The 22906-nt window shown below is 39.8% G+C and carries 26 protein-coding genes and 2 pseudogenes; 11 read left to right on the top strand and 17 right to left on the bottom strand.

Annotation, left to right across the window (positions count from 1 at the left end):
* The 5 genes from mrdA to MKP09_RS28730 all read right to left on the bottom strand — a co-directional run bounded on the left by mrdA (nucleotide 1) and on the right by MKP09_RS28730 (nucleotide 4817).
* Entirely contained in the window at nucleotides 1-2106 is a 2106-nt protein-coding gene (mrdA, locus tag MKP09_RS23095; RefSeq protein WP_240832893.1) for a penicillin-binding protein 2, read from the bottom strand.
* A gap of 200 nt (nucleotides 2107-2306) precedes the next feature.
* Nucleotides 2307-2840 (bottom strand): rod shape-determining protein MreD, encoded by a 534-nt coding sequence (locus MKP09_RS23090; RefSeq protein ID WP_240832891.1) that lies wholly within the window; start codon nucleotides 2838-2840, stop codon nucleotides 2307-2309.
* The gene (gene mreC / locus MKP09_RS23085; RefSeq protein ID WP_240832889.1) at nucleotides 2833-3762 is read right to left on the bottom strand and encodes a rod shape-determining protein MreC; all 930 of its coding nucleotides are present in this window, start codon (nucleotides 3760-3762) and stop codon (nucleotides 2833-2835) included. Before mreC ends, MKP09_RS23090 begins: the two co-directional genes overlap by 8 nt.
* 30 nt (nucleotides 3763-3792) lie before the next feature.
* The gene (locus MKP09_RS28735; protein WP_262915589.1) at nucleotides 3793-4239 is read right to left on the bottom strand and encodes a rod shape-determining protein; all 447 of its coding nucleotides are present in this window, start codon (nucleotides 4237-4239) and stop codon (nucleotides 3793-3795) included.
* Nucleotides 4227-4817 (bottom strand): rod shape-determining protein, encoded by a 591-nt coding sequence (locus tag MKP09_RS28730; protein WP_262915588.1) that lies wholly within the window; start codon nucleotides 4815-4817, stop codon nucleotides 4227-4229. The genes MKP09_RS28735 and MKP09_RS28730 overlap by 13 nt, the downstream gene beginning before the upstream one ends.
* Nucleotides 4818-5056: 239 nt before the next feature.
* On the opposite strand from MKP09_RS28730, the gene MKP09_RS23075 reads away from it, so the two are divergent.
* The 4 genes from MKP09_RS23075 (at nucleotide 5057) to MKP09_RS23060 (ending at nucleotide 7799) form a co-directional block, all read left to right on the top strand.
* Nucleotides 5057-6019, top strand: a complete 963-nt coding sequence (locus MKP09_RS23075; RefSeq protein WP_240832887.1) for a transketolase family protein — start codon at nucleotides 5057-5059, stop codon at nucleotides 6017-6019.
* A gap of 239 nt (nucleotides 6020-6258) precedes the next feature.
* The gene (locus tag MKP09_RS23070) at nucleotides 6259-6816 is read left to right on the top strand and encodes an RNA polymerase sigma factor (protein WP_240832885.1); all 558 of its coding nucleotides are present in this window, start codon (nucleotides 6259-6261) and stop codon (nucleotides 6814-6816) included.
* A gap of 53 nt (nucleotides 6817-6869) precedes the next feature.
* Nucleotides 6870-7403 (top strand): hypothetical protein, encoded by a 534-nt coding sequence (locus tag MKP09_RS23065; RefSeq protein WP_240832883.1) that lies wholly within the window; start codon nucleotides 6870-6872, stop codon nucleotides 7401-7403.
* Between the two features lie 162 nt (nucleotides 7404-7565).
* A complete protein-coding gene (locus MKP09_RS23060) occupies nucleotides 7566-7799 on the top strand; it encodes a hypothetical protein (protein WP_240832881.1) in 234 nt (77 codons plus the stop codon).
* A 114-nt stretch (nucleotides 7800-7913) separates the two neighbouring features.
* Here the strand turns inward: MKP09_RS23060 and MKP09_RS23055 are convergent, their stop codons facing one another.
* From MKP09_RS23055 to MKP09_RS28725, 3 genes and pseudogenes are all read right to left on the bottom strand, one after another.
* The gene (locus MKP09_RS23055; RefSeq protein ID WP_240832879.1) at nucleotides 7914-8603 is read right to left on the bottom strand and encodes an MBL fold metallo-hydrolase; all 690 of its coding nucleotides are present in this window, start codon (nucleotides 8601-8603) and stop codon (nucleotides 7914-7916) included.
* A 268-nt stretch (nucleotides 8604-8871) separates the two neighbouring features.
* Nucleotides 8872-11657 (bottom strand): annotated as a pseudogene (locus tag MKP09_RS23050) (methylmalonyl-CoA mutase family protein); the annotation flags it as partial.
* A complete protein-coding gene (locus MKP09_RS28725; RefSeq protein WP_262915690.1) occupies nucleotides 11567-12163 on the bottom strand; it encodes a cobalamin B12-binding domain-containing protein in 597 nt (198 codons plus the stop codon). The pseudogene MKP09_RS23050 and the gene MKP09_RS28725, both read right to left, overlap by 91 nt.
* A gap of 305 nt (nucleotides 12164-12468) precedes the next feature.
* On the opposite strand from MKP09_RS28725, the gene MKP09_RS23040 reads away from it, so the two are divergent.
* The 3 genes and pseudogenes from MKP09_RS23040 (at nucleotide 12469) to MKP09_RS23025 (ending at nucleotide 14602) form a co-directional block, all read left to right on the top strand.
* A complete protein-coding gene (locus tag MKP09_RS23040) occupies nucleotides 12469-12858 on the top strand; it encodes a DUF1398 domain-containing protein (RefSeq protein ID WP_240832875.1) in 390 nt (129 codons plus the stop codon).
* Nucleotides 12859-12900: 42 nt separating this feature from the next.
* Nucleotides 12901-13392: a c-type cytochrome gene (locus tag MKP09_RS23035; protein ID WP_240832873.1), complete on the top strand. Its 492-nt coding sequence runs from the start codon at nucleotides 12901-12903 to the stop codon at nucleotides 13390-13392.
* 29 nt (nucleotides 13393-13421) lie between these two features.
* Nucleotides 13422-14602, top strand: a pseudogene (locus MKP09_RS23025) (aspartate aminotransferase family protein).
* Nucleotides 14603-14754: 152 nt separating this feature from the next.
* Here MKP09_RS23025 and rnc read toward each other — a convergent pair.
* From rnc to MKP09_RS23010, 3 genes are all read right to left on the bottom strand, one after another.
* Nucleotides 14755-15483 (bottom strand): ribonuclease III, encoded by a 729-nt coding sequence (gene rnc, locus MKP09_RS23020; RefSeq protein ID WP_240832869.1) that lies wholly within the window; start codon nucleotides 15481-15483, stop codon nucleotides 14755-14757.
* Nucleotides 15484-15487: 4 nt separating this feature from the next.
* Entirely contained in the window at nucleotides 15488-16738 is a 1251-nt protein-coding gene (gene fabF, locus MKP09_RS23015) for a beta-ketoacyl-ACP synthase II (RefSeq protein WP_240832867.1), read from the bottom strand.
* 126 nt (nucleotides 16739-16864) lie between these two features.
* Nucleotides 16865-17068 carry an acyl carrier protein gene (locus MKP09_RS23010; protein WP_449587081.1) on the bottom strand — a complete coding sequence of 68 codons (204 nt, stop codon included), beginning with the start codon at nucleotides 17066-17068 and terminating at the stop codon, nucleotides 16865-16867.
* Nucleotides 17069-17277: 209 nt separating this feature from the next.
* Between MKP09_RS23010 and MKP09_RS23005 the strand changes: the two genes are divergently transcribed.
* Nucleotides 17278-17709: a GNAT family N-acetyltransferase gene (locus MKP09_RS23005; protein ID WP_240832865.1), complete on the top strand. Its 432-nt coding sequence runs from the start codon at nucleotides 17278-17280 to the stop codon at nucleotides 17707-17709.
* Between the two features lie 6 nt (nucleotides 17710-17715).
* Here MKP09_RS23005 and MKP09_RS23000 read toward each other — a convergent pair whose 3' ends face one another.
* Together MKP09_RS23000 and MKP09_RS27650 are read right to left on the bottom strand one after the other, a co-directional pair.
* Complete coding sequence (locus MKP09_RS23000) at nucleotides 17716-18186, bottom strand: YcxB family protein (protein WP_240832863.1); 471 nt, start codon at nucleotides 18184-18186, stop codon at nucleotides 17716-17718.
* Nucleotides 18187-18298: 112 nt separating this feature from the next.
* Nucleotides 18299-18676: a TraR/DksA family transcriptional regulator gene (locus tag MKP09_RS27650; RefSeq protein ID WP_240832861.1), complete on the bottom strand. Its 378-nt coding sequence runs from the start codon at nucleotides 18674-18676 to the stop codon at nucleotides 18299-18301.
* A gap of 16 nt (nucleotides 18677-18692) precedes the next feature.
* On the opposite strand from MKP09_RS27650, the gene MKP09_RS22990 reads away from it, so the two are divergent.
* Nucleotides 18693-18863 (top strand): hypothetical protein, encoded by a 171-nt coding sequence (locus MKP09_RS22990; protein ID WP_240832859.1) that lies wholly within the window; start codon nucleotides 18693-18695, stop codon nucleotides 18861-18863.
* Nucleotides 18864-18978: 115 nt separating this feature from the next.
* On the top strand, nucleotides 18979-19182 hold the full coding sequence (locus tag MKP09_RS22985; protein ID WP_240832857.1) for a hypothetical protein: 204 nt from the start codon (nucleotides 18979-18981) through the stop codon (nucleotides 19180-19182).
* A gap of 8 nt (nucleotides 19183-19190) precedes the next feature.
* Here the strand turns inward: MKP09_RS22985 and MKP09_RS22980 are convergent, their stop codons facing one another.
* From MKP09_RS22980 to MKP09_RS26950, 4 genes are read right to left on the bottom strand one after another with little or no spacing between them, the layout of a single operon-like run.
* Nucleotides 19191-19859, bottom strand: coding sequence for a DUF5915 domain-containing protein (locus MKP09_RS22980; protein ID WP_240832855.1), 669 nt, complete (start codon nucleotides 19857-19859; stop codon nucleotides 19191-19193).
* Entirely contained in the window at nucleotides 19832-20098 is a 267-nt protein-coding gene (locus MKP09_RS26960; protein ID WP_262915586.1) for a class I tRNA ligase family protein, read from the bottom strand. The genes MKP09_RS22980 and MKP09_RS26960 overlap by 28 nt, the downstream gene beginning before the upstream one ends.
* Nucleotides 20065-21300: a class I tRNA ligase family protein gene (locus tag MKP09_RS26955; protein WP_317235421.1), complete on the bottom strand. Its 1236-nt coding sequence runs from the start codon at nucleotides 21298-21300 to the stop codon at nucleotides 20065-20067. Before MKP09_RS26955 ends, MKP09_RS26960 begins: the two co-directional genes overlap by 34 nt.
* A gap of 32 nt (nucleotides 21301-21332) precedes the next feature.
* Nucleotides 21333-22541 carry a class I tRNA ligase family protein gene (locus MKP09_RS26950; protein WP_262915585.1) on the bottom strand — a complete coding sequence of 403 codons (1209 nt, stop codon included), beginning with the start codon at nucleotides 22539-22541 and terminating at the stop codon, nucleotides 21333-21335.
* A 129-nt stretch (nucleotides 22542-22670) separates the two neighbouring features.
* Here MKP09_RS26950 and MKP09_RS22970 point away from each other — a divergent pair, with 129 nt between their 5' ends.
* Nucleotides 22671-22904: a glycoside hydrolase family 78 protein gene (locus MKP09_RS22970; protein WP_240832853.1), complete on the top strand. Its 234-nt coding sequence runs from the start codon at nucleotides 22671-22673 to the stop codon at nucleotides 22902-22904.
* Nucleotides 22905-22906: the final 2 nt, after the last annotated feature.

Below are 22906 nucleotides of genomic sequence, written 5' to 3'. Positions count from 1 at the left end.
CTAAATATTCGCTGCTTTGGGGATATTCTTTTTATTATCAGTTATTGCCCAGTACTCTTTTCGTTCGTTAACCTTTTTATTAGCTGGTATCTTAGTAGTCTTTAAAGGTGTCACAACTTTACTACTATCTTTTTTAACCGGTTTATCTCCTCTTAAGTACTTCCAATAATTAGTGCTGTCTTTTCTTAAATTGGCATAAAACGCGGCACTTGTTGAGTCCATTATATACTGTTCGCGAGGTATAAAGGCAGGAATAATTTTCGTTTTTGAAATAGATTCGAGATCTGCCTTGCTCTTGTCTGTTAAGCTGTCTAATAAATATTGTTCCATCAATATCCTCGACATCCTCCCTGCCCATGTTGCTCCATAACCTCCATTTTGAACAACGATGGCAATGGCAATTTTAGGATTTTCCTTTGGAGCAAAACAAACAAAAACAGAATGCTCTTTTTGTTCTTTACCTCTGTGAAAATTTTGTGCAGTACCTGTTTTAGCACATACATTTATACCGGGTATTTGTGCAGTTCTTGCAGTACCTATCAACACCACATCTTCCATTCCTCTGATAATAGCATTATACGCAGTATCTGAAATATGGGTTAACACTGAGTGTTTCTTTCTATATCGTGATAAAAAAGCTGTATCAGCAATAGTTTCATTTTCTATACTATCTACAAAATGTGGTGTATAATAGTAGCCTTTGTTGGCTATAATGCAAACAGAATTAGCTAATTGTAACGGTGTGGCTAACATCTGATCCTGACCAATACCCAATGTCAGATTGGTACAAGAGTTCCAGCTATTTTTATATATTTTGTCATATCGGGCAACTGTGGTTACATTGCCATTATCCTCGCTGGGCAGATCGACACCCAAACGCACACCAAAACCGAAGTTGTGCATGTATTCTTCCCAAACGGCATAACCTTTCTTTACACTACCGTATTTGGGATTGTCAACAACCTTGCGATAAATATCAGTAAAATAGGAGTTACAGGAATTGGCTGTTGCCAATCTCAAATTAGCTGCATGCCCCGCGTTAGAATGCGTACAAGCTGGTTTGCCACCTCCACAACCATAATAGCGGCCTCCGCACGCGTATCCGTAAGAGGGTGTAATAACGCCTTGGTCTAAAGCAATTAAACCCCCGATAGGTTTAAAAGTGGAGCCCGGCGGATATTCTCCCTTTATAGCTCTGTTAAGTAAGGGTCTTGTCGCAAGCATCTGTAGTTCGCCATAATTCTTCCTAAAATCAGGACCTGTGAGATCGTTAGGATTAAATGTAGGTCCGGAAGCCATCGCCAGTATTCCCCCTGTTTTAGGATCAATTGCTACAACCCCACCTAATTTATCAGTAAATAATTTTTCAGCAAGTTGCTGTAACTCCACGTCTATAAAGGTTTTCAAACCTCTTCCGGCTGTGGCAGTTGTATCAAATTCACCATTTTCGTAATGACCAACCAATCTGTTTTTATTGTCCTTGATCATATATTCAACACCACGTTGTCCCATCAATACACTTTCGTAGGTTCGCTCCAATCCATTCTTGCCAATGTAGTCGCCCATGCGATAATACTTTGACGAACGTTCAATTTCAGTCGGGCTTACTTCGCCAATATACCCCAATACCTGTGCACCGACGTTAGAAGGATAGGTTCTTACTGGCCTGGCTTGTAAATTAAAGCCGCTAAATCGCCAGTTGTTTTCCTCAAACCTGGCCTGCATTTGGGGCGTAAGCAGTGAAATAAAAATGGAAGGCCGTACGCGCGAGTTCTTAATGATTGCTTCGATGATCCTTTCTCTAAATTCTGTCGTATCAATATTCATCAATTTACAAAAAGCTACAGTATCGATGTTTTTAACTTCTGCAGGTGTTACCATTAAATCAAACATAATGGTATTATTAAGAATAGGCTTTCCGTTCCTGTCGAAAATGATTCCTCTTTCCGGATATACTATTTTTGCAAAAACAGCATTATCTCTCGCCAATTCATGGTATTTTCTGCTAAATATTTGCAGATTCACCAATTGCCCCAGTATTACTAAAAATACTGCGAGGAAGATGGCGCGTATGATATAACTTCTCGATTGATTAAATACGGACATTTGAAAAGGGAAACTTTTTTGGTGTAATTACTTTGATATGTAAAAGTACAAACAAGTAAGTGTGACCCATTAAATTTTTGAAAGAAATTTTACTACTGAGCTTGTTGAAGGGTTGTTGAATATGGTTTAATGATTGTTGATTGATTTCATAAATGTTCAACTACGTTCATCAATACTCAACTATCTTCATCCGCATTCAGCTATGCTGTGTTAGATCTAAACTTAAGTTTACGCGGAAATATAAGTTCAGCAATTACGATCATTAACATACTGATTGCTGTTGTTATAATGATCTTCATAAGAAAGTGAATAAATGAACCGAACGATATCCATTCTAACAATAACAGGTAGGCATTGTGGCAAAAGGAAAGTATCAATGCATATAACAAGTAGGCTGTCCATCCCATTGCTTTTGGTGAAGGCTCTTTGTAACTAAGTTCTGTGGCGTCTTTGGGTGCAAAAAGATTAATGACAATTGGCCGTAGAAAAGCAACCAACACACTTGCCGCCGCATGAAGGCCCGGTGTCATTGTGTAGTAGTCTATCGACATACCCAGTAAAAAGCCAAGGATAAGCACCCAGCCCTTTTTTATGTAAAACGGCAACCACAAAATGAAAAGAAAATAAATATATGGCGTTATAAGTTGATGTAAATGGGGCATTACATTGAGCACATATACCTGCAAAAAAACAATCAGGAAAAAACGAATGATATTTCTTACAAGATCACTCATTTAGAGCCTCCTTTTTTTCAACCATATCCTGTGTTTGTTTGTCAAGTTCCTTTTGTACCTGTTGGTTAACATTTTCAACAATAAAAACCTGTTGTAGGTTAGTTAGATTAGCTGTGGGTTTTATTTTTAGAATAAAAAAGTTACTTGCCTTATCTCTCAAAACTTTAGAAACAGTACCCACCAAACGTCCCGGAGGATAGCTTAATGAGTAATTACCTGTAACGATCGTATCACCTCTTTTTACAGAATCTGTTTTCGGTATATTTTTTAACGTAAGTTCCTGCGGCGATTTTCCTTCCCAACTCAACATACCAGCGCTTCCGGTACGTTTTAGCTGAACACTCATTTTGTTGACTACGTTAAGCAGGCTTATTACTTCGCTGAAATTTTCGCCAGTATTAATCACTTTTCCTACCAGGCCTCCGTTTGAACTAAACACCCCCATATCATCGCCAATACCAGTGCTGCTACCGCGGTTGAGTTGTAGATAATTTTTGTCGCTGCTAGCAGTGCTGTATAAAACCTGGGCGCTGCGCCAAACAAACCTACGCATGTGCCCGGATGTATCTTTGTTAAGTGTGTCCAGCGCCATTGTAGCACCAGAATCTACTATAACGAAGTTTGTATTTAATAAATTCATCAACGAGTCGTTAAGCTTATGTACCCGCCTGTTTTCTTCCTGCATCGTTAAAAAATTTTCCAGCAGGTTATATTTACTATTAAAGTAAGAAGTTATTCCACCCGCAAAGCCCAACCCTTTTGCCCGATGGGAACGATTATAAGTAAAAAGAAAGTACAGGGAAACGATCTGTAAAATAAGAAACAGAATAAAAACAGAGAATCGCCGGATGAACAAAAATATATTACGCACTTGGAATAATAAATAACGAATATTGAATAACGAATATTGAATATTGAACATTTAATATTCTACATTCAACACTCAACCGCTTTATCTCATAACAAATGGATATCTGTTATAATTCTGCAGGGCTATACCAGTTCCTCTTACCACACTTTTAAGCGGGTCATCAGCTATATGAACAGGAAGCTTTATTTTTTGGCTTAACCTTTTATCCAGCCCTCTCAATAATGCGCCACCACCTGTTAAATAAAGGCCGCGTCGATAAATATCACTTGCCAATTCTGGAGGTGTTTGTTCCAGCGCTTTCAATATAGCTTCTTCAATTTTGAAAATACTTTTATCCAGCGCCTCAGCTACTTCCTGATAGCTTACTAATATTTGTTTAGGAATACCTGTAACAAGATCGCGCCCATTAACAGGAATATCATCTGGTGGATTATCCAGATCTTTCATAGCAGCGCCAATTTGTATTTTGATCTGCTCGGCAGTACGTTCACCAATTAAAAGGCTATGATACCTTCTTAGCGCTTCCATAATATCGGCGTAAATTCATCCCCTGCAATGCGTATACTTTGGTCGCAAACAATCCCCGCCAGTGCGATCACGGTAATGCCAGTTGTTCCACCACCAATATCGATAATCATATTACCAACGGGCTCTTCTACATCAATACCAATACCCAAAGCCGCAGCCATTGGTTCATGAATCAGATAAACTTCCTTAGCACCTGCTTGTTCTGCACTATCTCTAACTGCACGCTTTTCCACTTCTGTAATGGAAGAGGGAATACATATCATCATTCTCCAGCTTGGTGGAAAAAGAGGTTTTTTGGGATATACTAATTTGATCAGTTCCCTGATCATTAATTCGGCAGCGTTAAAGTCGGCAATTACACCATCTTTCAACGGTCTTACCGTTCGGATGCTTTCATGTGTCTTCTCATGCATCATCAATGCACGTTTACCCACCGCAAGAACCTCCTTTGGGTTGTTACGGTTTAAGGCTACTATACTTGGCTCGTTTACAGCCACTTCATCATTATGTATAATGAGGGTATTTGCGGTACCCAAATCCATTGCTATTTCCTGAGTAAACCAGTTAAAAAGTCCCATTCTCTATATATTCAAAATTGTGTTGGCAAAGGTGAAGAAATTACCCGAAAGTAACAAAGCAAATGCATAAATACGGCTATTTTTAGGCTTTAGGCTATTATTAACAGATTTTATATCAAATATCTTTTTATCAATATTAGCTTTTGAAAGAACACAGACTATATCTATGATTTCTTGACTATTGGCCATTGACTTTTTTCAGTACGTTTGCCGGATAACAAAATTTTAAACCAAAAGAAATGGCTTTAAAAGACATTCAATCAACAGGAAGTAAAGATACCCGAAGCGGTTTCGGCGATGGTATTGTAGAAGCTGCACGTAAAAATGAAAATGTTGTTGCACTTAGCGCTGACTTGCTCGGCTCGATGAAGTTGAACAGCTTTATTAAAGAATTCCCAGAACGTTTTGTACAATGCGGTATTGGTGAAGCCAATATGATGGGTATAGCCTCTGGTCTTTCTATTGGAGGTAAAATACCCTTCACAACAACGTTTGCCAATTTTAGCACTGGCCGTGTTTATGATCAGATTCGGCAGTCTATTGCATATAGCGGTAAAAATGTAAAAATTTGCGCTTCACATGCTGGTGTTACTTTGGGTGAAGATGGAGCTACACACCAAATTCTTGAAGATATTGGTTTAATGAAAATGTTACCGGGCATGACCGTTGTTGTGCCTTGCGATTATACACAAACAAAAGCTGCAACGCAGGCCATTGCTGAATATGAAGGCCCCGTATACTTGCGTTTTGGCCGACCAAGCTGGCCTATTTTTACAAAAGAAGAAGATTTTCAAATAGGTAAAGCGCAGTATTTTTCTGAAGGGACCGATGTAACCATATTTGCTTGCGGCCACTTAGTTTGGAATGCAATACAGGCTGGTGTTGAACTTGAGGCTAAAGGAATAAGTGTGGAAGTGATCAATATTCACACTATTAAACCATTGGACGAAGAGGCTGTAATAAAATCAATTAAGAAAACAAAATGTGCTGTAACAGCTGAAGAGCACAATATAATTGGAGGATTGGGAGACGCCATTGGGCAATGTGCTGCTAAAAATTTCCCTATTCCTATTGAGTATGTTGGAACTAAAGATACTTTTGGCGAAAGCGGAACTCCAAAAGAACTGCTGAAAAAGTATGGTATGGATGTATCTGATATTATTGCAGCTGCAGAAAAAGTGATGAGCCGCAAGAGTTCTTAATTATTTACTTGAAAATAATAAAAAAATAGCCGACGGTAAACCGTCGGCTATTTTTTTCGGCGTTAAAGTGAGCTGCCACATATTCTACAGTTGAACCGAGCGTGGCAATACCGATGCCATATATTTACTGCTGGCTAAGTAAAATTGGTATTTATCATTTCAGTTAATTTTGGAGAAGAACCAGATTATTTTAATTAGTTTAAACCTCTAAACTATTTTTAAGTCATAATTATTGTTTGATGGAGCGCCCCGATATTTCTGATGAAGAACTCTTATTGCTTTTTCGTGCACCTGATACGAAGCAGCAGGCGTTTTCGCAAATCATCAACAAATACAAAGAAAAGCTTTACTGGCACATACGCCGGCTGGTGGTAGTACATGAAGATGCTGATGACGTGCTACAAAATGTTTTTATTAAAATGTGGAAGGGGCTTGACCGGTTTCGGGAGGAAAGCAAATTATACACATGGCTATACCGCATTGCCAGCAATGAAAGCATTACACATCTTGAAAAACAGAAAAAGATAAAGCGTGTTGAATCCAGCGGTGAAAGTGATGCTTATCTGGCCGAAAAGATAAAAGCTGATGACTATTTTGATTCATCAAAAATTGAATGGAAGCTGCAGCTAGCTATACAAACGCTTCCTGAACAACAAAAACTGGTATTCAGCCTTCGGTATTTCGATGAAATGCCTTATAATGAAATGAGTGAGGTTTTAGGTGTTTCAACAGGAGCGCTAAAGGCAAGTTATCACCATGCTGCCAAAAAATACATAGTTACCTTATTAACGAATTAAACTTTTAATTAATTTAATAGTCCGAGGAAGGTCATGAGCGACGACAAAAAATATTGCATACATTAAATGAGGACGATCACATCTCGAATCCGTATATCGTTCCTGAAAATTATTTCAATACGCTGGAGCAGCGCATAATAGATCAGATCGGGCAAGAACACTTTTTTGATTTGCCTGATGTGACGCAGGATGCAACATTTAGGGCTCCTGCCGGTTATTTCAATAAACTGGAGACCTCCATTTCTTATAAAATAGGACAAGGAAAAGCTACAAAAAGAAGAATATTAAGCTGGTATAAAGTAGCGGCAGCTGCTATTATAACAGGCATTATTGCTTTTAGCGCGCTGCGTTTATTAAATAACAATACACACTCACAACTAGCAGAAAAGACTATGTCGGCGAGCGACATACAAAAGGTAAATAGCAGCGAACTTGCTGAGTTTGCGGAAGTAGGGGAAGAAAATTTGGCCGGCACAACTGTTGGTAAAAAGTCCATTGATGCCAATCAACTTTTTAAGGGCGTTAGTAACCAGGAACTTCAAAATTTTTTAAATGAAAATGCTGCTAATGACAGCGATCTATTTTAAGTTATCCATGAGAATTAGCAGATACATATTACTCTTAATTTTAGCAGCGCTGGGTTTACAGATCAGCATGCATGCACAGCAAAAAAACCTTCAAAAATCAATGATATTTTCTTTCAATATGTAGCGCAAACGCTTAAGCTAAATCCTTCACAAGCAGCACAGATGCGGCCTTTGGTAAAAACGTATCTTACTGAAAGAAAAAAAATAACGGCCAGCACAAGCGATCCGCTTGAACGCGAAAAACAGGTGCTGGCTTTAAAAATGGCCTCCAGAAAGCAAATGGCAAAAGTGGTCGGTATGAAAAAGGCCAATTCCTTCTTTACAAGTGAGCAAACCTTTCGCCGAAAGGTTCGGGATGAACTCAAAAATCGAAAGCAGGAAGAGAAGAAAAATTGATGTTTAAACTTTTTTGTTTGTGATTTTTTTTTTTGTCTGAATCTATTCCCTATTTTTGCACTTGGTGTTTTTCATAGGTTAGCAACGGCCAGCTCTTTTTAGGGCAGGCCTTTTTTATGCTCCGGCTTCAGCTCCGAATTTTTTGACAGGGGTCTTTATATCGTGGTAAAATAGAAAATCCCACGCTTTGCCTTCTTCCAGCCATTGCTCGCGCAACTGCATGGCTTTCTTTCCATCATAATCATACTTAGCAGCAAACCTGGTTTTCATTTGTGACAACTGTGGCGCGTCATCCGCACCAAAGAATAGCGTGCCCTCTCCTTCTTTGATCCAGATAACCCTGTGATATTTAGAATGGGCGCCAGTAACCTGGTAAGTTATACCCTCTGCAATCGTTCCCTTTTCATCCTCAGAAAAGATTATGTTGTCGGCTGTTTGCAGTAATTCAAGCATATCGGCATTGTAAGATGAAGAGCCGACTTCGAGCGCATAATCCAGTTCTTGCTTCTGTACAAAATAAGTAGCGTTCTCAAAGCTTAAATGTTTCGTGAAAGGATTGATCAAACCGCCCGCATGATCTTTATGCAGATGGCTCATAATAACTTTTGTAATCTCGCTAGCATTGATGCCATGTTCGCGCAGATTTTTGTATAACTGAAACTGACCGTTTTCATCCATCAAACCAAGACCTGTGTCTAATAAAATAATATCGTCGTTTGTTATTACAACAAATGGCTGAATCTCTACTAAAAGACTACCTCGGTTCCGGTCGGACAATTCATCTTCGGTTGGTTTAAAAGGCACAAATTGTTTTGAGCCATCTACCGTGAAGCTGCCTTCGGATAGGGAATGATTTTCATAGGCACAAATGTAATTTTTATTATTGACCCAGCTGCTGAACATAACTCAACAAAATTGCGTCGCACTCTTGTACTGTTGTGTATGGCTCAACCTATTTATTCTTCGCCCCTTCCCGGAAGCTTCGCATCTGGCTATTTATATTCAGCTCCTTTGAAGCTTAACCTGAAACTTGTAACTTGTAACACGAAACCTGAAACTTTGAACCTCCACACTACATACTCCTTCTATACTGCCCACCTACCTCATATAAGGCATGCGTTATTTGCCCCAACGAACAATACTTTACGCAATCCATCAATTCAGTAAATAAATTTCCGTTTTGTAATGCAACAGCTTTTAGTTTTTGCAAAGCCTCTTCAGACGAATCTTTATTACGTTCATGAAACGCATTCAAATTTTTTATCTGTTGCTCCTTTTCATCATTCGTGCTGCGTATCACTTCCATCGGCAAAATCGTTGGGCTTCCTTGCTTATTTAAAAATGTATTGACGCCAATTAAAGGTAATGTGCCGTTGTTTTTCTGCATTTCATAATACATACTTTCTTCCTGAATTTTATTGCGCTGATACATTCTTTCCATGGCACCCAACACGCCGCCGCGATCGTTCATTCGCTCAAATTCAGCCAGCACAGCGGCTTCTACCAAACTAGTTAATTCTTCAACGGCAAAACTTCCCTGTAAAAAATTCTCCGATTTTGCACTACCTAATTCTCTATTAATAATCAACTGAATGGCCATTGCGCGGCGCACACTTTCTTCGGTTGGTGTCGTTATTGCTTCATCATAAGCATTGGTGTGTAAAGAATTGCAATTATCATAAATAGCATACAGGGCTTGCAAAGTGGTGCGTATATCATTAAAATCAATTTCCTGCGCATGCAAACTTCTTCCTGATGTTTGAATATGGTATTTTAGTTTTTGCGATCTTTCATTTGCTCCATATTTTTCTTTCATGGCTTTAGCCCAGATGCGGCGCGCCACACGCCGATTACACTATATTCAGGATCCATTCCATTGCTAAAAAAGAAAGAAAGATTGGGAGCAAAATCATCAATGCGCATACCGCGACTTAAATAATATTCAACATAGGTAAATCCGTTAGCCAAGGTAAAAGCCAGCTGTGTTATAGGATTGGCACCCGCTTCGGCAATATGATAACCGCTGATGCTAACGCTGTAAAAATTGCGCACATTATTGCTGATAAAATATTCCTGCACATCGCCCATTAATTTTAGAGCAAACTCGGTAGAAAAAATGCAAGTGTTTTGTGCCTGATCTTCTTTTAAAATATCGGCCTGCACCGTGCCGCGAACCTGCGCCAATGTTGACAATTTGATTTGTTCATATACATCTTTAGGCAATACTTCATCGCCACTTAAACCCAGCAATTTTAAACCTAAACCATCATTGCCTTTTGGTAAGTTGCCAAAATAGAAGGGCGTCGCTTTGTTTTTAAATTTCTCTTTAATTAGCCCATCAACCATTGTCCATTGACCATTGTCCGTTACCCACTTTTCACATTGCTGATCAATTGCTGCATTTAAGAAGAAGGCCAAAATAATTGGTGCTGGACCGTTGATCGTCATAGACACAGAAGTTGCTGCATCACAAAGATCGAAACCGCTGTACAATTTTTTAGCATCATCAACCGTGGCAATGCTTACACCACTGTTACCTACTTTTCCGTAAATATCTGCACGATGCGCCGGATCTTCTCCATACAACGTAACGCTGTCAAATGCAGTGCTGAGGCGCTTTGCAGGCTGATCTACACTTACATAATGAAAACGTTTGTTGGTTCTTTCCGGACTGCCTTCACCTGCAAACATTCTTGTAGGATCTTCCCCTTGGCGCTTTAATTCAAAGACGCCGGATGTATACGGAAATTTTCCGGGCAGGTTTTCCTGGAGCTGCCATTTTAAAATATCGCCCCAATCTTTATAAGAAGGCAGACTGATTTTTTTAATTTTTATTCCACTCAATGATTCGAAAACAAGTGGCTGTTTAATTATTTTATCACGAACCCTGTACTCAAAATAATCATTATTGTAAGCCTCTATTAAATTCTCCCAATTGTCTAATAACTTTTTATTGTTGCTATCCAATTGAGTTGAAAGCTCCTCTATCTTTTTATTGATTTCATTATGATTATCTATTAATAATTGTTTCGATCCATCTAATTGATATAGCTGTGATGCAATACCAGCCTGCGTTTCAACATGCTTATCATAAGCTTTGATACTTTCAACAATTTCAGATAAATACCTGACTTGTTTGGAAGGAATAATTTGAGATTTGTTAGTAGTGTCTTTTATATGCGGATGATGTATTACCGGTTCTCCAAATTCAATTCCGGTTTTCGATTCGATAACTTCCATAATGCGCTCGAATAATTCGTTCACGCCTGCGTCATTAAACTGCGCAGCAATAGTACCAATTACAGGAATATCATTATCGCTTGCCGTCCATAATTGATGATTGCGTTTGTATTGCTTCTTTACGTCTAATAAAGCGTCTAAAGCGCCGGGCTTGTCAAATTTATTAATGCAAACAATGTCGGCATAATCCAGCATATTAATTTTCTCCAGTTGAGATGCAGCACCATATTCAGGCGTCATCACATACATACTTACATCGCAATATTCAACAATCGAAGCATCGCTTTGGCCTACGCCTGCGCTTTCTAAAATAATTAAATCAAAGCCTGCGGACTTGCAAATATTAATGGCTTCGGTAGCGGTTTTGCTCAATGCCAGATTATCATTGCGCGTAGCCATGGAGCGCATATATGCTCGCGGATGCGAAATCGCATTCATGCGGATACGATCCCCCAACAATGCACCTCCCGTCTTTTTTCGGGAAGGATCAACAGAAATTACAGCAATAGTTTTATCATGATAAGTAGTTAAAAATCGTCTAACCACTTCATCGGTAACGGAAGATTTTCCTGCGCCGCCAGTGCCGGTGATGCCAAGGACAGACCCCACCCGGCCTCCCCGGTGGAGGAGGAGTATTTATTATTTTCTGCAAGAGTTATAGCCCGTGCGATTTTTCTAATATCCTTAACCTCTCCTAACGGTGGCTGGCTACCCCAACTTTCAGTAACTTTAAAATACTCAGCGTCTTGCCCTGTCCCTGCCCCGCCGGGGGAGGTTAGGTGGGGGCTACATCTTTCCAACAAATCATCAATCATTCCTTCCAAACCCAGGCTGCGCCCATCATCTGGCGAATAAATACGTTCAATTCCGTAAGTATGCAAAGCTTCAATTTCCGCAGGCAAAATAGTACCTCCACCGCCGCCAAATATTTTAATATGCGCACAACCCGCATCTTTCAACATATCAAACATGTATTTAAAAAACTCTGTGTGGCCACCCTGATAGCTGGTAATAGCAATAGCGTGCGCATCTTCTTCAATCGCACATTCCACAATTTCGTGTACGCTTCGGTTATGTCCCAGATGAACTACTTCTACGCCCTTGCTTTGCAAAATGCGGCGCATGATATTAATAGCGGCATCATGCCCGTCAAATAAAGAAGCGGCGGTAACAATTCGTATCGTTGTATTCTGTGCGTTATTCATATAGGCACTGATATAGACAAATGTAACTATTATTATGCACCCTTTTTTAGAGAGGAAAAAGCAATAATCTTGACAAGAAAATATTCAAAATCTTTGTGCGTAAGCCGGTCAAGATAAGTACGATTGCGGAGGTTTATTATGTATATTTAAGGCGCGTTTACTACTTTTTGAACACCTTTTTTAAAATAAAAAGTTTGACAAGCGTACATTAAAATACCTCCTCAATGTTTACCATATCACAAATCCAGGCAGCACACAGCAAAGTTAAATCAGGCGCAGATTTCCCGGCTTATATTCAGGATCTTAGAAAATTGGGAGTTATCTTCTACGAGACGTTTGTTATGGACGGACACACAATTTATTGCGGCGAAAATAATTACAAAACTATTTCACCTGCAAAGTATGAAGCTTTAATAATTGCTCAATCGTCTGATCAGGCTCAATTCAAAGCCGACTTGAAAGCACATCAACAGGGTAAAACGGATTATCTGACTTTTTGTAACGATGCAGCAAAGTCAGGAATAGAAAAATGGTCAGTTTCTATGGATGCGATGACGTGCACGTATTATGACATAGCAGGTAACGAAATTCTAATTGAGAAAATACCAAATTGAACCTTTAAATTTACCTGTTTACGGAAACAACGTTCAGGGTTAATGATAAAAAATCTATCTAAAAAGAATTCATCCCTGAAAATCCTCAATTTATTGACAGGAAGAATTGCCATATCCAAAAAAGTTATTTCAGTTATACTCTTTCTATTCTTACTTATCACCGTTTTATTTTTTAGCTGCGCAAACAAATCAGAAAATCAAGAACAAATCAACTCCCTAAAATCCATCGATTATATAAAACAAATACCTGGTAAAGATGATAGCATTCCTGTTAAAATAGCACAAAAAGGAAAAGTATTGATCAGCTATTCAGATTGCTTTACTTGTCACAAAGAAGATGAACGATCTGTAGGTCCGGCTTTTAAAGACATTGCCAAAAGATATCCTGCAAACAAGGCCTATATTGACTATTTAGCCAAAAAAATAATTACTGGAGGAAGCAGAAGCTGGGGTTACCCGGTAATGACGCCTCATTCCGAACTTTCGATGGATGATGCCAAAATGATGGTCACTTATATTCTTTCAATAAAATAAAACATCCGTCATTTCTTACCTTCGCGGCGATGAACCAACGTGAACTTTTTTTACGCCATGTAGCGCAAACTTCAACCGCACCTTTGGCGCTTGAAATTGTAAAAGCAGAAGCATGCACTTTGCAGGATGCGGATGGAAAAGAATATATTGATCTGATAGGAGGTATTAGTGTAGCTAATGTCGGCCATCGCCATCCAGAAGTATTGAGGGCCATTCACACACAACTGGATGCTTACATGCATGTAATGGTGTACGGCGAGTTTGTACAATCTCCGCAAGTGCAATATGCTCAGTATCTCGCGCAGCACTTACCAGCTTCACTCAATGCGGTTTACTTTACTAACTCCGGCGCAGAAGCCGTAGAAGGCGCTATGAAGTTGGCAAAGCGGGCCACCAGTCGCACCAAAATCATTGCCTGCAAAAATTTTATCATGGCTCTACACAAGGTGCGCTTAGTATAATTGGAAGTGAGTATTGGCGCAATGCATTCCGTCCTTTGCTTCCCGGCATTTTACACTTACAATACAACAGTCAGCAACTGATTGATGAAATTGATGGCAATACCGCCTGTGTTATTCTGGAAACTGTACAAGCTGAGGCGGGTATTCTCGCGCCCTCTGCGGAGTGGCTACGGGCCGTGAGAAAGAAATGTACCGAAACCGGAACGCTTTTGATACTTGATGAAATTCAAACAGGATTTGGACGCACGGGCAAGCTTTGGGGCTTTGAACATTTTAATGTAATTCCTGATATTTTGTTATTAGGAAAAGCATTGGGCGGCGGTATGCCTCTGGGTGCATTCATAGCAGATAAGAATTTGATGCTTCAACTGGCAGACAATCCGGTGCTGGGTCATATTACTACTTTTGGCGGCCACCCGGTTTGCTGTACCGCCGGGTTTGCAGCTATGAAAGCGCTGGTTGACGAAAAAATGTATGAGCAGGTTCAGCAAAAAGAGCAACTTTTTATTTCCCTGTTGCAACATGAGGCGATAAAAACTGTGCGGAGTTTCGGTTTGCTAATGGCAGTCGAGTTCGATAGTTTTGAGACGAACAAAAAAGTGATTGATGCGGTGATCGAAAAAGGAGCAATTACAGATTGGTTCTTGTTTGCATCCCATTGCCTGCGCATTTGTCCGCCGCTTACCATCAGCGAAGCAGAGATAAAAAAGGCTTGTAAAATTGTGTTGAATGTGTTGGAAGGTAGATAAATATCTTCTCAAAAATTTTATTATCCAGCAATAAATAGGTAGCATCGAAATTGCTACGCTCAGTTCAATTGTAGAATATGTGGCATCCTATTTAAACGATGCTTTTCATCTTTGAAAGTTAATGGTCAGACGGAGACCGTCAGACCAAGGTTTTATTGAACAGGCTCCACAGGATTAATACCTAATAAATTAAGGGCAGTATTTGCCGCAATTTGCGAAGCATCTTTTTTATTAAAGGCGCTGCCTTGTGAAATTGTTTCGCCATCTACAACAGCAGCAATGGTGAATAAGCGCCGCCCGCTTTCAATTTTTTCGCTTAAGGTCACAAACTCCAATGTTTTACCGTTTTTGTTGGCCCAACCGTATAATTTGTTTTTATGATTAATCTCCAGGGTTTCCAGTTCATCCATGAACATGTGAGGATTGATCAGATAATCCGTTACCCAGCGGCAGGTACGCTTATAGCCGTAATCGAGGTATATAGCGCCTACAAGCGCTTCTAAAGTATTACCAAAAATATGGCTGGTTTTAAGGCAGTTGTCTAGTTTGTTGAATTTTGATATCTTTTTAAGACCCATTCTTAAAGCCACCTCATTCAGTTGCTGGCGGTTCACCATTTTGCTGCGCATTTCTGTAAGAAACCCTTCACCATGATAAGGGTAACGTCTGAAAAGATAATCCGCAGTAATAGCACTCAGGATCGCATCGCCCAAATACTCCAGCCTTTCATTGTTTTCGTCTACACTTTCGCTTACGGAGCGATGGGTAAGGGCAGTTTTATAGAGTTCGAAATTATCAGGTGCAAATCCTAATATATTCCTCAACTCTTTTTTCAGAGAAGCGTCAGAATTTCTGGTAAAAAGGTCTCTAATGAAACTCACCAAATTATGTGTATTTCTTTACAATGACACAGGCGTTGTGCCCTCCAAAACCAAATGTGTTGCTTAAAGCAGCATTAACAACCCTGTGTTGGGCCTTATTAAAAGTAAAATTCAATTTTGGATCAAGCTCCGGATCATCAGTAAAATGATTGATAGTTGGCGGAACAATATCATGCATCACACTTTTGATGCACGCAATCGCTTCGATCACGCCTGCCGCGCCCAGGCAATGACCGGTCATGCTTTTTGTAGAGCTTATATTGAGTTTATAAGAATGTTCTCCAAAAACATCAAGAATAGCTTTTGTTTCAGCAATATCACCTAACGGCGTAGATGTGCCGTGTGTGTTAATATAATCAATATCAGTAACCTGCATACCGGCATCACTTAATGCAGCCAGCATCACATTTTTAGCTCCTAATCCCTGGGGGTGGGGTGCTGTAATATGATGTGCATCTGCGCTGGCGCCACCACCTACAACTTCGCAGTAAATTTTAGCGCCTCTTGCTTTTGCATGTTCTAATTCTTCAAATATCAAAATGCCTGCTGCTTCACCCATTACAAATCCATCTCTGTCCTTGTCATAAGGGCGGCTGGCAGTTGCAGGCTCATCGTTACGTTCGCTCATGGCCTTCATAGCATTGAAGCCGCCTACGCCTGCTTCACTTATCACCGCTTCGCTACCACCTGTTACAATAATATCAGCCTTGCCCAGTCTTAAAAGGTTTATAGCATCTATCATAGCATTGGTGCTGCTGGCGCAGGCACTGGTTACAGCATAATTGGGCCCACGTAAATTGTGCCTGATGCTTACTTGCCCGGCAGCAATATCCAAAATCATTTTAGGAATGAAGAAGGGATTGAAACGGGGTGTTCCATCGCCTTTGGCAAAATCCATTACTTCATTCTGGAAAGTAATAAGGCCGCCTATGCCGCTACCCAGAACAACACCAACCCTGTCGGGGTTAATATTTTCCTTGTTAAGACCAGCATCTGCAAAAGCCTGATCACTGGCGACTAAGGCAAGCTGTGAGTAACGATCAATTTTACGGGCTTCTTTCTTATCAAGAAAATCGGTGGGTTCAAAATTCTTAACTTCACAGGCAAAGCGGGTTCTGAACTTTGAAGCATCAAATTGAGTAATTGGGGCGGCGCCTGATACGCCATTAATTAAGCCGTTCCAATATTCATCAACTGAATTGCCCAAAGGTGTCAAAGCACCCATGCCAGTAATAACAACCCTTTTAAATTCCATAAGCTACGTAGCGATACGTTAAAAAAACCGCCTTTGTATGGTTAACCACTTCAAAGGCGGATATAAATTTAGCTAATTATTTGCCCAATTAAACAATCGGCAACTGAAGCATTTGTTTTTAAATTATTACTTAGCGTGCTCATCTAAGTATGATACAGCCTGACCAACAGTGGTAATTGTTTCAGCCTGCTCATCAGGAATAGAGATGTTGAATTCTTTTTCAAATTCCATAATCAACTCAACGGTATCCAGAGAATCCGCGCCCAAATCGTTGGTAAAAGATGCTTCGGTAGTTACTTCTGCTTCGTCAACGCCTAATTTGTCAACGATGATTTTTTTACTCTTGATGCAATGTCTGACATATCTGATTGTTTTTGTTTGTTGAGTGCAAAAATAGAGTTTTTGCCCAAATAACTATACTAAACAAAAAAAATGTAAAAATGTTGGTATGTCCTAAACTATTTGATTTTAAGACGAGAAAAATTGGTATTTTACGTTGCCCGTTTTAATACAAATTATCAGCGAAACTTGAACGTCCCATGGCCTTAAAAATAATAGACTACGGTACTATAGAATATCAGCAAATGATAGAATTGCGCAATGAAATATTGCGAAAACCCTTAGGTATGCTATTGGAAGGCAACGATATTGCTGCAGACCAGGAAAATATTTTAATAGGCGCCTTCGAAGACGAGAAAATGCTGGGCTGTTGTATGCTGGTGCGTGAAGGAGCCAGGGGCGTATTACTGAGACAAATGGCCGTAAGAAATCAATTACAAGGCAAAGGTATAGGCCGCGCTTTAATGGAGTTTGCCGAAACAATTGCCAGGGATATTGGCTATCGCGAAATATCAATGCACGCCCGAACAAGCGCTACCGGGTTTTACGAGAAGATGGGTTATGTCACTACCGGTGATGAGTTCCTGAAACTCTCCATTTCACATGTACTCATGGTAAAGCGAATCTCATAAGCTCATTTATATTTTATTCTTCAGCATTTCTCTAAGGCTTTGCATCTCCTCAAGATCTTTAAACGCATCTTTAGGGACCAGTAAAAAAGATCTTGTATCAAAGTACAGATGAAAAAAATTGGGTGTTTCTTTAAAACTTTGTAACGCTGAATAAGGCCAGCTTCTTTTCCCATGTTCATGTTCTAATGTAAAATCATCTGCATTAAAATGCATGGCAAAACTGTGTTTAAACGTTTCTGCTTTTTTGTAAACCACAGAAGGTAATATAAACCACAAACTGACCATTAATATGATCCACAAAAAAGAATAAGTAAGAAAAGCGGTAGGTGTTATCTTACCAATCGTGTATAATATCAACGACAATATAGCAAAGGCATTTACAAGAATCACCATGATCCTAAGCTCTGTCCTTGAAATAAAATGATAGCGTAACGCCTGTATTACCTGCTTTTTATTATAATCGAAAGTTATTGTCATCGTATCCTTTTTAACGAGAGCGCACTTATCTAATGTGTAACACAATAAAAAAGCGAAGCCTTTATTTAGCTTCGCTTTAAATATTTAACGGCTGCCAAGCAAGCCTTTTCTTTTACTTGTTCATCATCGATTTTGCTTCGATACTTAGCGTAGCATGAGGAACCGCACGTAAACGTGCCTTATCTATAAGATTACCTGTAACACGGCAAATACCATATGTTTTATTTTCAACCCGCATTAAAGCTTTTTCCAGGTGATCGATAAATGTAATCTGCCGACTTGCCAATTGGCTAAGTTGCTCGCGCTCCATACTTACGCTACCATCCTCCATGGTCATGTAACGTCCTTCGTCCATATCGCCACCTTCGTCACGACGGGTAATAAGCCCTTGCAAATAAGCCAGCTCTTTTTTTGCTGCGTCTAATTTTCTTAGGATAATTTCTTTGAACTCCTGTAAATCACTGTCCGAATATCTTACTACTGATTTCACTTTTTCGTTTTTAGGGGTGTCTAATATACTTTTTGTAAAATCCGGCTGGTACTTCACTGCACTTTTAGTAGAGAGTTTTGGTACAACCGGCGGTTTTGAAGGCTGTTCTTTTTTGGGGGTAACTTTAGCTGCAACTTTTTTACCAGCCTTAACTGGCGCAGGCGCTGCTTTTTTGCAGGAGCTTTAGCTGGAGCCGTAACTTTACTGGCTTCCACACGTGTTGCCTTAGGCGCAACCTTTGCAACGGTTTTAGCCGGTGCTGCTTTTTTAGGCGCTGCTTTTACGCTTTTTAAAGCGGCTTTTTGGGCGCCGCCTTAGCTTGTGCAGTTTTTTTAGGCGTTGCCTTCGCCGCTACTTTAGAAATTTTCTTTGCAGGCGCTGCTTTCTTAGGTGCAGCTTTTGCAGGCGTAGCTTTTTTGGCTGCCGCTTTGGGAGCCGGTTTTACGGCTGCTTTAGTTGGCTTTTTAGCCGGTGTTGCTTTTTTAGCTGGTGCGCTTTTTTTGTAGCCATTTAATTACCCTTTTTTAGAAACAATCGTTTGTAAAATGTTATCATTAACATCAATTTCTATACCACTACCTTCTGTAATCGCCTGAAAATATAAATTTTCTGCGAGAATTTCCGCGCAAATATAATCTTTATACGTTGTTAGCGAGTTTTTTAATGTCTCCGAAGTGTCAATTACAACATTTATCTTATCCGTAAGTTCAAAACCGCTGTCTTTTCTTATTTTTTGGATTCGGTTTACGAATTCACGGGCATCACCTTCCTGCTGTAATTCGGGAGTGATGGTAATATCCAAAGCCACCGTCAACGCACCTTTTGAAGCCACCGTCCAACCAGGAATATCTTCACTGCTGATGTCCACTTCATTCACTTCAATCGTAACGGATTCGCCATCTATATTTAACGAATAACTTCCTTCTTTTTCTAAATTGCTGATATCTTCCTGCGTAAATTGTGCTAATGCCGCCGAAACAGCCTTCATTTTCGAACCTAATTTTTTACCAAGTGCAACAAAATTAGGTTTGATTTTCTTCTTGATAAAACCTTCCGTGTCTATAAGATAAGAAATCTCTTTTACGTTAACTTCTGATTTTATTAGCTCTTCTACCTTTTCCAATTGATCTTTCATAGCCGGATTTAACACCGGAATCAATACTTTTTGTAAAGGCTGGCGCACTTTGATATTGACTTTTTTCTTAAAGAAAGAATCAAAGAAGAAGCGTCCTGCGCTAATTGCATCCTTTCTTCGAGCGACTGGTCAATCAACGCTTCATCTGCTTTAGGAAAGAAGGCATGATGAACAGACGCTACTTCATGACGCTGTGCGATATTATTTAAGTTTCTAAAAATAGCATCGCTAAAAAACGGAGCTATTGGGGCAATTAACTGGCAAATGGTTTCAATACATTCGTACAATGTTTGGTACGCTGAAATTTTATCTGCCTCGTACTCCCCTTCCAGAAACGACGGCGGCAAAGACGCACGTACCAGTTGCTCAGGTGCTCATCCACAAAATCTTCTATTAAACGGCCAGCCTGGGTTGGCTCGTAATCGTCCATCGCAGCTGAAACATTTTTTACCAATGTATTCAAGGAAGAAATAATCCACCGGTCAATTTCCGGCCTTTCGTTCATTTGCATGTATGGCTCCTTAAATGTAAAGCCATCAACATTGGCATACAAAGCAAAGAACTGGTAAGTGTTATATAATGTCCCAAAGAATTTACGTTGTACTTCTTTGATACCATCGATATCAAATTTCAGATTGTCCCACGGTGAAGCATTGGTAATAAGATACCAACGGGTAGCATCAGCGCCAAATTTGTCGATGGTATCAAACGGATCTACAACATTGCCTAAACGCTTACTCATTTTGTTGCCGTTTTTATCCAGCACCAAACCATTGCTCACAACTGTTTTATAAGCTACGTTTTCGTACAATAAAGACGCGATTGCGTGCAGCGTATAGAACCATCCTCGGGTTTGGTCAACACCTTCACAAATAAAATCGGCAGGAAAATTATTTTCAAATGGTTGATTGAATGGCATCGGATCGCCAGCTTTCAATTTCTCATGATCCAGGCCCCACTGTGCATAAGGCATAGCGCCGCTATCGAACCAAACATCGATCAGGTCTGGCTCTCGGTGCATGGGTTTTCCGGTATCACTAACCAATATAATCTCATCTACATAAGGCTTATGTAAACCTATTTCTGATTTCTGATTTCTGATTTCTGATTTGTTAAGATCCCCAGCCTTTTCTATTTCTTCTTTCAACTCTTCAATCGAACCAATGCATTTCCTTTCTTCACCATCATCTGTACTCCAAACAGGCAATGGCGTTCCCCAAAAGCGGCTGCGGCTCAGGTTCCAGTCTACCATATTTTCCAGCCAGTTGCCAAAGCGGCCTTCCCCAGTTGATTTGGGTTTCCAATGAATGGTTTTATTTAGCTCAACCATTTTATCGCGTAGCGCAGTGGTTTTAATAAACCAGGCATCCAGCGGATAATAAAGAATAGGTTTATCGGTACGCCAGCAATGTGGGTAATTGTGTTCGTATTTTTCTACTTTGAAAGTACGGCCTTTCAATTTCAGATCTACGGAGATGTCTACATTCACATCTACATAATCTTTTTCGTCTTTGTAATTTTTTACAAAGCGGCGCTGTATTCGCCAACACCGTCAATAAATTTTCCTTCTCGATCTACTAAGGTTACAATTCCCAGATTATTCTTTTGCCCAACTTTATAGTCATCGGCACCAAATGCGGGCGCAGTGTGTACAATACCGGTTCCATCTTCTGTAGTAACAAAATCGCCTACAACAATTTTAAACGGATCTGCATCGGGTGTAATAGCCCTGACAGCCTCTAAGCTATTTGCTTCGAAAGGCATTAATTGCTCATAGCGTAAACCTTCCAATTCTTTTCCTGAATAAGTAGTTAATACTTTCCAAGGTATTATTTTATCTTCCTTCTGATAAGATTCAAGATCTTTATCTCTGCCATCTTCTTTGAAATACTTATGTAATAATGCAGTAGCAATCATTACATTTTGAGCCTCATGCGTATAAGGATTGAATGTTTTTACCAGGCTATACTCAATATTTCCGCCTACCGTTAAACCCAGGTTGGAGGGTAAGGTCCAGGGAGTTGTTGTCCAGGCCATTAGAAAAACTTCTTCAGCAGTATCTTTTAAAACACCTTCATTAATAGCTTTGAACAAAACCGTAGCACTCGTATCTTTTACATCTTTATACGTTCCGGGTTGATTTAGTTCATGAGAACTTAAACCTGTTCCTGCCGCTGGCGAATAAGGCTGAATGCTAACGCTTTTATACAGCAACCCTTTATTAAACAACTGCTTCAATAAATACCAAAGCGTTTCAATGTATTCGTTTTTAAAAGTAATGTAAGGGTCATTCAGGTCAACCCAGTAACCCATTTTACGGGTCAGGTCGTCCCACTGACTTTTGAAGCGCAATACGGCTTCGCGGCATTTTTGATTGTATTCTTCAACAGTAATTTTCTTGCCTATATCTTCTTTAGTAATACCTAATTCCTTTTCAACGCCAAGCTCCACAGGCAGCCCATGCGTATCCCAGCCGCCTTTGCGTTTTACCTGAAAACCCTGCATGGTTTTATACCGACAAACCAGGTCTTTTAAAGTACGGGAAATAACATGGTGAATACCAGGCATACCATTGGCACTTGGCGGACCTTCATAAAACACGAACGGCTCAGCGCCTTCGCGAATGGAAACGCTTTTTTCAAACGCCTCGCTTTTTGTCCATTCCTTTAAAATCTCCTTTTCGATAGCGGGTAGATTCAAACCCGAAAACTCCTGATATTTTGCACTCATAATTCGCTAAAAAATGAGTGCAAAGGTAGGGAATATAGGGGGTTTTGTGTAAATGCTGTGGCATATTCAAAAATGTATCTTTAAAAATATTTATCTTCCCTGCTTAGCCAGCATAATTACATTTTATATATGATCAATCGTTTTCTTTTAGATTATCCGGTTTTTATGACGCTCCTATTTTGCCTGGGAATTAGCAACATGGCAAACGCTCAGGTCAAAGTAGAACATTTAACCTGTGAATTTCAGGTGCAACCATTGGGAATGGATGTGTCGCGACCTCGATTGGGCTGGCAGATAAATAGTGAAAAAGCAGAGAAACAAACCGGTTACAGGGTTTTAGTCGCCACCGATAAAAAAATCTGAAA

It is taken from the genome of Paraniabella ginsengisoli (assembly GCF_022513635.1).
GTDB classification, from domain to species: Bacteria; Bacteroidota; Bacteroidia; order Chitinophagales; family Chitinophagaceae; genus Niabella; species Niabella ginsengisoli.
Note: the sequence above shows the minus strand (reverse complement) of the source record. Positions and strands in the feature narration are given on the sequence as shown.